The sequence below is a fragment of the Leptolyngbya sp. FACHB-36 genome (genome assembly GCF_014695955.1).
GTDB lineage: Bacteria > Cyanobacteriota > Cyanobacteriia > Leptolyngbyales > Leptolyngbyaceae > FACHB-36.
This window is the reverse complement of the sequence record NZ_JACJPG010000678.1, coordinates 1-12,907: the sequence shown is the minus strand read 5'-3', so window position 1 is coordinate 12,907 and position 12,907 is coordinate 1. Positions and strand designations below refer to the sequence as shown.

Here is a 12,907-nt window from a genome sequence, read left to right as displayed (position 1 = left end):
GCTTGCTCTAGCTCCTCTTCCGAGAACGTGTAGCCACGGTCAGCCGCGATCTGAATAAACGCTTTGGGGTCGCTCACCGCTTGCAATCTGGCTTGCAGCGCTTGATCTTGTTGAACCGCTTTGAAAAACTCAGCAGCACGATGCGAAGTCATAACATACCTCTTCTTGAAGTGAGTGCAGAGTCAAGGTGCGCGACTCTTAGTCAAGGTGCCTGATACGTTGCGCTAGCTAGTGTTCCGTTAGGAGAATTTTGACGGGTCGAAGACTCTCAAAATTTAGCCCTGTTCGGCTTTGTGGCTCTTAGCTACGCGTCAAATTTAGTTTGACAGACTACTAAGAGCGATTGCAGCGCGAGCTAAACAGCCTAAGAACCACCCCAGTGAACTCTGTAGTTCTCAGCTTAGAGAGAAAACTTGAAACTGTGATGCCTTTGACAGCAAAGTTTACTAATAGCTGCTGTAGAAATTGCTGCGCTTTGTCTAAGGGTCGTCTGTGAATCAAGCTAGGACGCGGTTAGAAACGGACGTGCCAGTAAAAAGCTGGCGATCGATTTCGCGTCTGCTAAGCCACCTGTATGAATCGCATTCTCGACTTCTTCTGCCGTCATGAGGACGCGATCGATGTCTTCATCAGCGTCCTGACTAGGAGGATTCTCCAGTAGCTCCAGCTCCTGCGCTAGGTAGGCGTAAATCACCTCATCCGAGTAGCCCGGAGCCACAAAAAACTCGCCCAGTTTTTGCCAGCGGTGAGCGCGGTAGCCTGTCTCTTCCTCGATTTCTCGTCGGATCGTTTCCTCTGGGCTTTCGCTTCGCTCCACCGTGCCTGCCGGAAATTCTAACAGCCGCCCCTGCGTCGTAAAGCGGTACTGCCGCACCAGCACAAATTTGCCATCGGGCGTTACGGGAACCGCTAGTGCTCCGCCCGGATGCCGGATGCACTCATACTCTCCTTCGGTATTGTTTGGCAACCGGAGACGGTTCGCTTCAAACGAGAACTTGCGACCGTTGTAGACAAAGCGTTGTCTCAGCAGTTGAGGCGGTTCGGGACCCAGCGGCATAGCGTAAGAAGTTCGGTAAAACGAGTTGCTAACGACTAATCGCTAACCAACTTTTTGACTTCTGAACAGTTTACAGCTTGTACGAGGTTCGTGATCGTTCTTCCTGAAATCGGCTCGATCCAATCGGGGGCGATTTCAGCCAGAGGAACCAGCACAAAGGCGCGCTGGGTCATGCGCGGATGAGGAATTTGCAGCGAGGGTGTCTCTAGCACGAGATCATTAAACAGGAGCAAATCTAAATCCAGGGTGCGGGGTCCGTTGCGCTCTTTCCGCACTCGCCCAAAGTGCGCTTCCGTTGCTAGAAGCGTGTCCAGCAGCGCGTGTGGACTCAGGCTGACGTGCAAAATCACGCAGCCGTTAAAGTAGTCCGGCTGTGGCGGTCCAACGGCTTTGGTTTGGTACCAGTGCGATCGCGCCTCCAGCGTAATTCCGGCTGTTTGCTTCAATATGCTCAGCGCTGATTCCAGCGTGGTGAGTGAATCGCCTAAATTGCTGCCAAGCGCGATCGCGCAGGAACCCTGTTCCCTAGTAGCCATGCCCCTCCGGTGACTGCTGCTGATACGCCAGATAAATCGCCTCTAGAAATAAGTCTGGCGTCATCTTAAACGGTAGCTGCTGCAGCCCGACGATGTGTTTTACTTGACGCGCTAGCTCAATGCTTAGGTCCGATCGCGCCCGCTTCTCCATAATTGAGCGTCGCTGGAGGTAGTCGCGCACCACAGCAAAATCATCGGGCAGAAGTTGAGCGATCGCGGCAGTTTGCAGAAGTTCCTTTGCTAGCATGTGCGCCTCGTCGGCAATTGGGAACGAGGCAGCCGTGACGGGGCGTTCTTCTTGCACGACGATCGTGCCTGCCGCCCAATCGCCCAGTCGCTTTTCTCGTTTGCCGAGCATAATCATTAATGCGCCCAAAAATAGCGTGTCATCCACAGGTCGCAACAGCGCTCGCAGTGCTGCCTGCGACAGACCGATCGGCTTGCCGTCTTCACGAATCACCCGAATTTTGGCGTAGCGCTTGCCGGGGGTTTGTCCCTGCCACAGCGTTTCAAACAGAACAAAATAGCCCACGTAGACTGCAAACGTAAGAAGCAGCGCGATCGCCGTCAGCCACAGTTGCGCATCTCCTGTGAACGATTCCAGATACGCGACCAATTGCACCGACAGAACGCCCCACACAATCAGCAGCACCAGCAGGCTTGCACCCCAGACAAGATAATCTACCAGTAGCGCCATCGTTCGATTGCCAATGCCAGCCAGAGTGAACTCTAGCTCAACGCTTTCGGGCGTTCGTAGGGTGACGCGGTTAAAGAATTGCATGGCTGTTCAGTGGTGAGTGATACGCGGTTAACTGGTAGTACGTTCAGTAGAACCGACCAGATAATTCTGGCTATCTATAGTGAGTTGTTCAGAGCGCTGCGCGTCATAACTGACAAAACTTCGGAAGACCTCTCCTTAACCTGTGTCCTCATAGGAGAGGGAACTGGAACGTTGTCTGGCTTCCCTTTCCGTGTTCGAGAGGCGCTGGGGGAGAGATCTTCAGCAATTTGAGTAAATGATTTGTCAGTTAACCAACCGGAGTCACTCTTCAAGTTACTCATTAACAGTGAGTGCTCTTATCGATCGCGCAGTCGCAGTCCTAAGCCTTCGCGTCGCACTCGCAGGTCGTAGTAAATCACGGCTTTGATCACTTGCCAGAATGGCATCACTAGCGCTCCAGTTAAGAGGCTCAGCGCCAGCGACACCAGCCCAACCAGCGAAGATGCAGCACTGGCCTCTTCAGGTCTTCCAACCGCCGCCTGCAAGAGGAATGTAATAATCTGTGATGGTAGATAAATTATCAGCGTCAGCAAGAAGGCAACCATCACGGTTCCTAGAATTCGCCGAGTAAAGCCCTTGGTCAAGTCCCAACTCCGGCTGATTGCACCAGTTGAACTAACGTTTTGCTCGATCGCCAGCGGCACCTCAACCAGAAGCACGCGGCAAAAAAAGAGCACCAGAATTACAATAAACGCAACGAACATGAGCAGTCCTCCGACTGCACCTAGCGCGGGATTGCCAGCCGCTAAGACTCTGGTAATCCCTGCCAAAATAATGAATGTAAGCCCCATTCCCATGTACAAGCCTAAAATCAGCAAGATGACGAGAATGGCTGCAACCAAAAATCTCCACATCCGCGCATTAACGAACTTACGCGCATCTTTGAGCGATTCTGGTTGGTTGCTCAGCTCGCCAAATGCTAGTCGTGAGATTAAGCCTGTGGTTGCGGCATATTTTGCCCACCCGTAAATTGGAACTAGAATCCACAAGTGACCAATCAACGACAGCGTCAGATACTGCTTCAGATGAGAGCGGTAGATTCGTACTCCTGCGCTGACTACGTTGCCCACGCTTAGAGGACCGGAACTCGCCGAACTAGGATTCATTGCCATTGGGCTTTTCCTGCTAATAGAAGGTTGATGCTGACTGGAATTAGTATTGCCATTTATGCAAGATTCACACCGATCGTCGAGAATTACGGGAGGGCTGGGGAGATGGAAATAAAGACCGCTGCAGTTGTCGTACTGGCGCGATCGTAGGGACCCTACTGAAAGCACCACCGCTGATCCCTATCAACTAAGAGCGAATGACTGAAAACTCCACAGGACATGCGCTAGAGTTGTCGCTATCTTAGGCGAGGTAATCGCCCGATCCAGAGAAATTTTATGAATATTAAACGTTGGATTGCTAGGCGGGAGCCGAATTGGAAGCAGTTAGATGCGCTGTTGTCGCGGCTAGAGAAGCGCGGGTTAAAGGCGCTGCAAACAGACGAAATCAAGCAGTTGGCGAGCCTCTATCGATCGGTCTCGGCGGATCTGGCACGGGCACGGACGAATCAAGTGGGCAATACGCTGGTTCAGGACTTGCAGCAGCTTACCTCGCGCGCCTACAGCCAAATCTATCAAGGCTCTCGACGGCAAGAGTGGCGATCGGTGCTGGAGTTCTACCGCTGGGGCTTTCCGGCAGTGGTACAGCAAACCTGGATGTATACCGCGATCGCCACGGCTTTGTTTTTGGCAGGAGCGCTGATTAGCTGGTGGTTTGCGTGGCGCGATCCGGTGTTTCTGTCGCTGGTGCTGCCGGAGTCGATGATTTCGCTGGTGCGGGACAAGCGGGAACTTTGGATGGGCTCAATTTTGGGCACGGAACCGCTTGCCTCTAGCCAGATCATGATAAACAACCTATCGGTCGCGTTTCGGGCGATCGCAGGTGGCATGACGCTAGGGCTATTCACAGTGTTTGTGCTGTTGGCGAATGGAGTGCTGATCGGAACGGTGGCGACGCTGGTGGGTCAAAACGATTTAGCGTACCCGTTCTGGGCATTTGTGTTTCCCCACGGGTCACTGGAACTGCCTGCGATTTTTCTGGCGGGTGGAGCCGGATTGCTGATTGCTAGAGGTATTCTGTTTCCAGGCAGCTACCGTCGCGTCGATGCAGTTAAGTTCTACAGTTTGCAAGCGGCGCAGTTGGTCTTTGGGATTATCCCAATGCTAGTAATTGCAGGGATAATCGAAGGCTTCTTTTCGCCCAGCCCGATCGTGCCTAGCCCGCTAAAGTATGCAGCGGGCATCGGATTATTTGCGCTCCTACTGAGCTACTGCCGCCGCCAGCGTCCTCTTATTACTCAGTAACGTTATTAAGTAACCAATTGGACATCGACGTAGAGGCGCGTGCCTTAATACAACAAGTGATCGCCCCAGAAGGGGCGATCACTTGTTGCACGTAACCCTTAAATCACTTCAGTCGTTGCCGTCACCGTTGGTTGAATTTGCGGTTGGAACTGGAACACCGAGTAGACCACATCGCGGCGGATGTCCGTCATCATCTCTAGGAACAGTTCGTAGCCCTCGCTCTTGTACTCAATCAGCGGGTCCTTCTGACCGTAGCCCCGCAGACCTACCGATTCCCGCAGTGCGTCCATCTGCTGTAGGTGCTCGCGCCAGAGGGTGTCGATGCGCTGGAGAATAAAGAAGCGCTCCGCCTGCCGCATTAGTCCAGGCTGGATCTGGTCAATCTGAACCTCCTTGAGGTCATAGGCGATGCGGACCTGCTCGTGTAAGAAGGTCTTGATCTCGCCGATCGACATCTCCGCCAATTGATCCGGTTCCAGATCGTCCAGCAGGTAAACGAACTCCTGCACCTTGTTAACCAAGCCGTTTAGATCCCACTCTTCCGGCGGCAGATCAGGGTTAATCTTCGCGTCCACAATGTCGTCCATTGTGAGTTCCGCGTATTTAATCACCTGCTCTTTTAGATCTTGCTCCTCCAGTACACGGCGACGCTCTGCGTAAATCGCACGACGCTGGTTGTTCATCACCTCGTCGTACTCAAACACCTGCTTCCGGATGTCGTAGTAGTAGGTTTCCACTTTCTTCTGAGCACCTTCCAGCGATCGCGTCAGCATTCCCGACTCGATCGGCATGTCTTCTTCGACGCGGAAGGCGTTCATCAAACCTGCCACACGATCGCCACCAAAAATCCGCAGCAGGTTGTCCTGCAAGCTGAGGAAGAACTTCGTTGAACCAGGGTCACCCTGCCGTCCGGCGCGTCCGCGTAGCTGGTTGTCGATGCGGCGGGATTCGTGTCGCTCGGTGCCGATGACGTGCAAACCACCCAGACCCACGACTTCATCGTGTTCTCGGCTGGTAAACGCTTCGTACTCCTGCTTGGTCAGGTTGTACACGTCGCGCAAGCGCTGAATCACCGGGTCGTCGGTCGGCGCTTTCTCCGAGGCAACGGCAACGCGATCTTCGGCGTCCAGTTCTGGCAACGATCGCTCGCCGTACTGCTGCACCGCAAAATCGACCGCTTCCTTCAGCTGCTTTTCGGTATCTCTGGACAGTCCCGTCGGGTAAATCTGCGGCGAGGCTTTCCAGGTCTTCACCTTTTTACCGGGAGCGAAGCCTTGCCCACCGCCGCGTCCGCCGCCTGCACCGGGGACATCCATAACGCCGAAGTCATCATCTTCAGGCTGGACAATCCGAGGCATGAAGTACTCGCGCAGCTTCAGCCGCGCCATGTAGTCAGCGTTGCCGCCCAGAATGATGTCCGTTCCCCGACCCGCCATGTTCGTGGCGATCGTCACGGCTCCCTTCCGTCCAGCTTGAGCGATGATTTCCGATTCTCGCTCGACGTTTTCTGGCTTAGCGTTCAGCAGATTGTGCGGGATGTTGCGCTCGAACAGCAGCCGCGCCAGCAGTTCCGATTTCTCAACGCTAGTCGTGCCAACGAGGACTGGACGACCCACCTCGTGCATTTCGGCGCACTCGCTCGCGATCGAGTTCCACTTCGCCTCTTCGGTTTTGTAGACCACATCGGAAACGTCGCGGCGGATGTTGGTGCGGTTCGTTGGAATCGTCGTTACTTCCAGGTTGTAAATTTTGCCGAACTCCGCCTCTTCAGTCTTGGCGGTTCCGGTCATGCCTGCCAGTTTGGGATACAGCAGGAAGAAGTTCTGGTATGTAATCGTTGCCAGCGTTTGCGTTTCCGGCTGGATCTCGACGTGCTCTTTAGCTTCGATCGCCTGGTGCAGTCCGTCGCTCCAGCGGCGTCCCGGCATCACCCGTCCGGTGAATTCATCCACAATCACGATCTCATCGTTGCGGATGATGTAGTTCACGTCTTTGACGAACAGCTCCTTAGCTTTGATCGCGTTAAAGATGTAGTGCGCCCACGGATCTTCCGGGTCAAACAGATCGGCTCTGCCCAGCAGCTTTTCAGCTTCAATGAAGCCTTCGTCCGCCAAAATTACGTTGCGCTGCTTTTCATCGACTTCGTAGTGCCCGTTAGGGTCGTCTTCGTTGGCTTTGCGGACCAGCGCAGTCGCCACTTCAGCGGCGCGAGTGTACTTCTCGCTAGGGCGCTCCACTTGACCCGAAATAATCAGCGGCGTCCGGGCTTCGTCGATCAGTACCGAATCCACTTCGTCGATGACGCAGTAGTTAAACGGGCGCTGCACAACATCGCGCATGTCCGTCGCCATGTTGTCGCGCAGGTAGTCAAAGCCGAGTTCGCTGTTGGTGGCGTAGGTAATGTCGCAGGCGTAGTTGCGCTGGCGATCGCTGGGAGTCATGCTCTGCTGAATTAGCCCGACGCTTAAGCCTAGGAAGCGGTGAATTTGCCCCATCCATTCCGCGTCTCGGCGCGCTAAGTAGTCGTTCACAGTGACAATGTGAACGCCCTTGCCGCTAATCGCGTTCAGGTAAGCGGGCAGCGTCGAAACCAGAGTCTTTCCTTCTCCAGTTTTCATCTCGGCAATCTGTCCGGTGTGCAGAATAATGCCACCGAGAACTTGCACGTCAAAGTGGCGCATTCCCAGCACGCGCCGTCCAGCTTCTCGCACAACCGCAAATGCTTCTGGCAGCAGGTCATCCAACGATTCGCCTTTCTCTAGGCGCTGTCTGAATTCTGCAGTCTTGCCCCGCAGGTCTGCATCAGACAGGGCTTTAATCTCGTCTTCTAAGACGGCAACATCCGTCACCAAGGGTTGGTATTTTCTGAGCTTGCGTGCGTTGGGATCGCCCAACAAAGTCTTAAGCATGGTGGTGAAGAGTAACAAAAAGTGCGTGAGTTCAATAAAGACAGGAAAATTTTGAACAGTGAATGATGAATCTTGAATTGAACAGCCGCAGGCGCAATTCATCATTCAAACCTTAAAATTCAAAATTGGGTCACGGGGCGTTTTGCCACTCAGCGCTGAGGGTGCGGAAATCGTAGCTGCCTGCACCGGGATGACACGAGATGCAACTGCCCAAACCCGCTTTAGCTGGTAGGTTTACTTTGGGGTGCAGTGCCTTGAAGAAGCGCGATTGGTACAGGCGATACGGGACCTCTTCGCCTTCTAGCAAGGGGCGCGAGTAGGTGCGGACATATTCCCAGGTGACGCGCAAATCCAATGGCGACAGCAGCTGAAGCTGTGCGCCGTAGTGCTGCGGGTCTTGTAAAAGCTGCTGCCACGTCTGCGTCGGCATTACCTCAGGCGGTATGCCTGTATGACAGGTGGCGCACGTCTTTAAGTACAGCGCCTGACCTGCCTTGAGGCGATCGGGCACCGCTTCTACATCCGTCACCGCCCCCGCTGCTCCCTCTGCCGCGCTCAAAACTGCTGGAGCCGTTTGCGCCTCTCCGGTCGGACGAGCCTGCGTTACCAATGCTAAACCCCAGCCCAGGCACACGCTCCACAGCAGCAGCAGCACCAGCAGCACGATCACCGATCGTCCCTGTCTGGGCGATCGTCGCTTTGCACTCCGAGTGCGGCGGGTTAAATACGGTAGAACGGGCGGAAACTGCGACATGCTGAAATCTTCTACTGGGTAATCGGCAATCAATGATGGAAGCGTCTGTTTCCCGCGTTCCATTTCCGACTTCCTTCTCCCCTTTCTCCTCTCGATTCTAACCTCCGGATGGTCAAGCTTCCATCACTTTAGTTGGAAGTCTCGCTTAGCAGTTTACATTAGGGTGATTACGCCACTGATTTGTGTTTAATTAGGATGGATTGTCGTCATATTCAGTTTTGCGACCAGCGATCGCAAGTAAATTTACTCCAGCTCCAGGAGCTATTTCAGGTTGCTGCCTTCTGGGCACGCGATCGTCGCTTAGAGGATCTAGAGGTGGCGATCGCAAATAGCGATCCCATCATCACCGTCTGGGACAAAGCGCGAATGATTGGGTTTGCCAGAGCGACCTCGGATGGAATTTACCGCGCCACGATTTGGGATGTCGTGATTCACCCGGACTACCAGGGCGCGGGATTGGGACGCAAACTTGTGCAAACCGTGCTCAGCCATCCTAAAATTAACCGCGTAGAGCGGGTTTACCTGATGACGACGCATCAGCAAGCCTTCTATGAACGCATCGGGTTTGAGTGCAACTCCAGTACAACACTGGTGCTGGTCAACACGCCGATCGAGTCACCCCGATCGGCATTGGCAGCAGAAGCAACCTGAAGCGAGAGTGGGGAAAACGCCCCAACTCAACTTCATTGCTCAACACTCGTACTTCCCTCACTCTTCTCTCACCAGCGGCAGCCAACACTGGATGCGCGTAGTATCCTCGCCTGTCGCTCCGATTTCTAAGCGTCCTTGCATCCGCTCCAGGAGGGTTTGGGCCAGCAGCAGCGTCAGTCCCGGAGTCGGCACGGTTGTGGCGGGGTCGGGTTTGGACTGCAACTGGTCGATCGCCTCACTACGAGCACTTGGCGGTCGTCGATCGTCAATCCAAATCTGTACGGTGCTGCTGGTGAAATCTGGATGAGCGGAGACGGTAATTTCTCCGTCGGGCGTTTGGGTAACAGCGCTGTCAATCAGGTAGACCAGGACCTGCTGGAGGTAGCGGGGATCTGCCAGCACGTACAGGTCCGGTGAGGGAGGCTGTAAATTAAACCGCAGGTTGCGATTTTTCACTTGCAGATGCGTTAGGGTGTGAACGTCTTGAAGCACCTGTGCCAATTGCAGCGGTTGAATGTCGAGCTTGTTGGTGCCGTGATCGACTCTGGCAACGCTAATAATGTTGTCCAAGAGCTGCACCAGCTTGAGTGCTGAATTGTTCGCCTGAGCAACGAAGTCGCGTTCTTCTTCTGGACTGTCACACAGATCGGACAGGATTAACTGGTGCATTCCAATGACGCCATTAAGCGGCGATCGCAATTCGTGAGAGGTCCGCGCCAAAAAACCTGCTTTAAACTGGCTCATTTCCGATGCCGTCTGGTACGCCAGCGTCATCTGTTGCAAATCGTTCTGAAGTTTTTGAATGATTTGGTTGTCCGGCGCGGTGGCGAACGATCGAGGCGACGATCGCTTCAGTCGCCAAGCGGCTCCGAAGCCTAACCCGCATCCAAGGACGAACCATCCCAGCGTAATCCAGCCCATCACTATCTCGGCTTTTAGATTGCGAAAACTCTACTCTATAGCCAATTCTGGTTGTTGAAGGACAACGTGTGCAGGAAGCGAGGAGCAACGTCACGTTTCTCGTCCTCTAGTTCTCGTCTAGAACGACCGCTCCTTGCCGCAAAATCTCCCAGCTTGTTCCAGTCCAACGGGCAACTGTAGAAGGAATACCGGAGACAGCCGCGCCGGTGGTTGAAGGCTCAGTCTCGGTGGGCAGCAGAGTGAGAACATCGGGGAATTGCGCCTCGATTTCTGCCAGAGTTTGCAGCGCGGGTTCTCCAGAGCGGTTGGCGCTGGTAGTTGCCAGGGGTCCAGTTTGTCGCAAAATCGCCCGCGCAATGGAGTTATTGGGAACGCGCACGCCGATCGTTGAAGGATTTTGAGGATTGAGGGTCGGCGGCACACGATCGCTCGCAGGCAGCACCAGCGTCAGCGCACCGGGGAGATAGCGCTTGGCAACGGTTTGCCAAATCTGCTGCTCGTCCGGGTGACCCACCACGTAGGACCACAAGTCAGCAATCTCGCCCGCCATCAAAATCAGCGGTTTTTCCGGCGGGCGCTGCTTGGCAACAAAAATTAAATCAGCGCGATCGGGACGGGATGCCAGCGCTGGAACGGTATCTGTCGGGAAGCTAATCAGCGCACTGCCGGACCGCACGCTGGCAACTAATTTGTCAAACAACACCTGTGGCATAAAGTAGAGAAACGCTTCCTCTCAAGCTGCGATCGTTTCACGGCGTAGGCAAATCCTGCAACCAATCAGATGCGAACACCGCGCTGGCTTTTAGGAGCGATCAATGCTCCATCATCCGTCGAATCGGGCGCAGCGAACGATGACTAGTGCTCTCCCGTGGGTAGGCTAACTATATAGGGATAGGGGCGAGCAATGAAAACTCAGTAAATTGGCTGTCCCACACTCAAGCATTACGATTGTTAGACCGATTCCCTGACTGGTGACCCTTGGATGACTCGATTAATTGTAGAAGTTGTAGAAGCGGTATCGCATCCGATTCGTTCTTGTCGTTCAGAGATCTGTAGTGGATGCGCAGCATGCTTGGAGCAATACCGTGTTTAAACAAGTGGCATCCCCAATAATATCCTTATCCTTGGACAGTGATGGCGATGAAATCCACAATCTGCTAGGCGGTGTGCAGCCAGAGAACCTTGAGCACTCAGTGCTGCAAGTCGCGCTGCTCGATCAGCTTTGCAGCGCCGTCATCATTACCGATTTGCAGGGTCAGATTCTCTACTGGAACCGCTATGCAGAGCTGCTGTGTCAGTGGCAAGCGGCAGAAATCGTGGATCACCCGATCGCGCGGATCCTGGCATCCGAGGTGTCGCCCCGGCGCGTTCTTCGGATCGTAACCACCTTGCGACGAGTTCAGCGATGGAAAGGAAAACTGCCCCTCCAGCGAAAAGATGGCAGTTTGCGCTGGATGGACGTAAGCTGCTCGGTTCTAAACGATTCGCAGGGCGTGGTGATCGGGTACATTGGCGTCTGTGCGGATGTCACGATCGAGCGCCAGCAAACTCAAAAAGCGCTGCAAGAAAGCGCGGCGGCTCTAGAAAAGCGCGAGCGCTTCTTGGCAACCCTAGTGGAAGTGCAGCGGCAGCTGCTGGCATCGACAGACGAGGACGAAATGTATGCGCGGATTCTATCGCTGTTGGGACACGCCTCTGGTGCCAGTCGAGTCTACGTGTTCATTAATCATCGATCGGCGTCTGGAAAACTCCTCACGAGTCAGCGCGCAGAGTGGTGCGCGGAGGGCATTACATCAGAAATTAATAATCCACTGTTGCAAAACGTCGATTACAACACGAACTTTCCTCGCTGGGTAGAGGTGCTGGCTCGTGGTAACCCAATTTCCGGCATCGTGAGTGAGTTTCCAGAGCCAGAGCAGGCAGTATTAGCATCGCAAGGCATTCTATCGATTCTGGTGCTGCCGTTAATTGTGCATGGAACGTTCTTTGGCTCGATCGGCTTTGACAACTGCTCGACCGCCTGCATCTGGGAAACGGCGACGATCGATCTGCTCGCTGCATCGGCGGCTGCCTTGTCGCTCGGACTGGAGCGCCGCCAAATGGAGAATGACCTCCGCACCAGTGAAGCTCGCTATCGCGCCATTGTGGAAGACCAAACCGACTTAGTCTGCCGCTTTCTGCCGGACACAACCCTGACCTTTGTGAACGGCGCGTACTGTCGGCAGTTTGGCAAACGCCCTCAGGAGTTGGTGGGACAAAGCCTCTTGCTGTTAGTTGTTGAGGAATATCAGGACATCGTACGGCAGCGAATCGCCGCTCTAAGCGCGGAAGATCCAGTGATTACGGATGAAAATCCTTGCTGGGCAGCAAACGGTGAAGTGCGCTGGATTCAGTGGAGCAACCGAGCCATCTTCGACGCCCACGGTCAGTTTGTTGAGTATCAGTCGGTGGGACGAGACATCACCGAGGAGCGACGACTGCGACAAGAACGACAGCGCGCGCAACTCCAGCTTCAGCAGCAAGCCGATCGCGAACGCCTGCTGAGTGGAATTGCCACTCGCATTCGTCAGTCGCTCGATCTGGCTGAAATTTTGAACCGAACGGTGGCTGAGGTGCGGCAGTTTTTGCAGACTGATCGAGTTCTGATTTACTGCTTAAACAGTGAAGAGTCGGGCGAGCTAATGGCGGCATCGGTAGCGCCTGCGTGGAGCCTTGACGCCGAAATTGAGGTGCACAACGTTTGGTATCGGTATAGTCAAGCAACCTCCGAGCAGCGCACTACGTACGTCCTGAACGATCGAGCCGCTGGAGCGCTCTCAGCTCACTACCTGGAGTTTTTGCAGCAAATTCAGGTGCAAGCAAAGCTGATCGTGCCGATTTTGCACGCCGATCGCTTCTGGGGCGTGCTGCTGGTACATCAGTGTACAGGTCCGCGATCGTGGCAGCC

At 54.4% G+C, this 12,907-nt stretch carries 12 protein-coding genes; 3 read left to right on the top strand and 9 right to left on the bottom strand.

Going from position 1 to position 12,907, the window contains the following annotated elements; translation table 11 throughout:
- From H6F43_RS21335 to H6F43_RS21315, 5 genes are all read right to left on the bottom strand, one after another.
- Window positions 1-152: Nif11-like leader peptide family natural product precursor (locus tag H6F43_RS21335; RefSeq protein ID WP_190345178.1), on the bottom strand; the 152-nt coding region annotated here is incomplete at its 3' end.
- Between the two features lie 350 nt (window positions 153-502).
- On the bottom strand, window positions 503-1,057 hold the full coding sequence (locus H6F43_RS21330; protein WP_190345177.1) for an NUDIX hydrolase: 555 nt from the start codon (window positions 1,055-1,057) through the stop codon (window positions 503-505).
- A 35-nt stretch (window positions 1,058-1,092) separates the two neighbouring features.
- Window positions 1,093-1,593: a 2-amino-4-hydroxy-6-hydroxymethyldihydropteridine diphosphokinase gene (gene folK / locus H6F43_RS21325; protein ID WP_190345176.1), complete on the bottom strand. Its 501-nt coding sequence runs from the start codon at window positions 1,591-1,593 to the stop codon at window positions 1,093-1,095.
- Window positions 1,583-2,374, bottom strand: a complete 792-nt coding sequence (locus H6F43_RS21320; protein WP_190345175.1) for an RDD family protein — start codon at window positions 2,372-2,374, stop codon at window positions 1,583-1,585. Before H6F43_RS21320 ends, folK begins: the two co-directional genes overlap by 11 nt.
- A 296-nt stretch (window positions 2,375-2,670) precedes the next feature.
- Entirely contained in the window at window positions 2,671-3,486 is an 816-nt protein-coding gene (locus H6F43_RS21315) for a hypothetical protein (protein ID WP_190345174.1), read from the bottom strand.
- Between the two features lie 273 nt (window positions 3,487-3,759).
- Here H6F43_RS21315 and H6F43_RS21310 point away from each other — a divergent pair, with 273 nt between their 5' ends.
- Entirely contained in the window at window positions 3,760-4,725 is a 966-nt protein-coding gene (locus tag H6F43_RS21310) for a stage II sporulation protein M (RefSeq protein ID WP_190345173.1), read from the top strand.
- Window positions 4,726-4,823: 98 nt separating this feature from the next.
- Here the strand turns inward: H6F43_RS21310 and secA are convergent, their stop codons facing one another.
- Window positions 4,824-7,634, bottom strand: coding sequence for a preprotein translocase subunit SecA (secA, locus tag H6F43_RS21305; protein ID WP_190345172.1), 2,811 nt, complete (start codon window positions 7,632-7,634; stop codon window positions 4,824-4,826).
- A 130-nt stretch (window positions 7,635-7,764) separates the two neighbouring features.
- Window positions 7,765-8,451 (bottom strand): diheme cytochrome c, encoded by a 687-nt coding sequence (locus H6F43_RS21300; protein WP_242025837.1) that lies wholly within the window; start codon window positions 8,449-8,451, stop codon window positions 7,765-7,767.
- Between the two features lie 132 nt (window positions 8,452-8,583).
- Here H6F43_RS21300 and H6F43_RS21295 point away from each other — a divergent pair, with 132 nt between their 5' ends.
- Window positions 8,584-9,039, top strand: coding sequence for a GNAT family N-acetyltransferase (locus tag H6F43_RS21295; RefSeq protein ID WP_190345171.1), 456 nt, complete (start codon window positions 8,584-8,586; stop codon window positions 9,037-9,039).
- Window positions 9,040-9,096: 57 nt separating this feature from the next.
- On the opposite strand, the gene H6F43_RS21290 is transcribed toward H6F43_RS21295, so the two are convergent.
- Together H6F43_RS21290 and H6F43_RS21285 are read right to left on the bottom strand one after the other, a co-directional pair.
- Entirely contained in the window at window positions 9,097-9,960 is an 864-nt protein-coding gene (locus H6F43_RS21290; RefSeq protein WP_190345170.1) for a HAMP domain-containing sensor histidine kinase, read from the bottom strand.
- A 106-nt stretch (window positions 9,961-10,066) separates the two neighbouring features.
- Window positions 10,067-10,672: an L-threonylcarbamoyladenylate synthase gene (locus H6F43_RS21285; protein ID WP_190345169.1), complete on the bottom strand. Its 606-nt coding sequence runs from the start codon at window positions 10,670-10,672 to the stop codon at window positions 10,067-10,069.
- A 385-nt stretch (window positions 10,673-11,057) separates the two neighbouring features.
- Here H6F43_RS21285 and H6F43_RS21280 point away from each other — a divergent pair.
- On the top strand, window positions 11,058-12,907 hold a 1,850-nt coding region (locus H6F43_RS21280), incomplete at its 3' end, for a PAS domain S-box protein (RefSeq protein WP_206754600.1).

Bases quoted from the DNA above. Each gene is read 5' to 3' on its own strand.
- H6F43_RS21330 (WP_190345177.1), bottom strand. From the start codon at position 1,057: ATGCCGCTGGGTCCCGAACCGCCTCAACTGCTGAGACAACGCTTTGTC.
- folK (WP_190345176.1), bottom strand. From the start codon at position 1,593: ATGGCTACTAGGGAACAGGGTTCCTGCGCGATCGCGCTTGGCAGCAAT.
- H6F43_RS21320 (WP_190345175.1), bottom strand. From the start codon at position 2,374: ATGCAATTCTTTAACCGCGTCACCCTACGAACGCCCGAAAGCGTTGAG.
- H6F43_RS21315 (WP_190345174.1), bottom strand. From the start codon at position 3,486: ATGGCAATGAATCCTAGTTCGGCGAGTTCCGGTCCTCTAAGCGTGGGC.
- H6F43_RS21310 (WP_190345173.1), top strand. From the start codon at position 3,760: ATGAATATTAAACGTTGGATTGCTAGGCGGGAGCCGAATTGGAAGCAG.
- secA (WP_190345172.1), bottom strand. From the start codon at position 7,634: ATGCTTAAGACTTTGTTGGGCGATCCCAACGCACGCAAGCTCAGAAAA.
- H6F43_RS21300 (WP_242025837.1), bottom strand. From the start codon at position 8,451: ATGGAACGCGGGAAACAGACGCTTCCATCATTGATTGCCGATTACCCA.
- H6F43_RS21295 (WP_190345171.1), top strand. From the start codon at position 8,584: ATGGATTGTCGTCATATTCAGTTTTGCGACCAGCGATCGCAAGTAAAT.
- H6F43_RS21290 (WP_190345170.1), bottom strand. From the start codon at position 9,960: ATGGGCTGGATTACGCTGGGATGGTTCGTCCTTGGATGCGGGTTAGGC.
- H6F43_RS21285 (WP_190345169.1), bottom strand. From the start codon at position 10,672: ATGCCACAGGTGTTGTTTGACAAATTAGTTGCCAGCGTGCGGTCCGGC.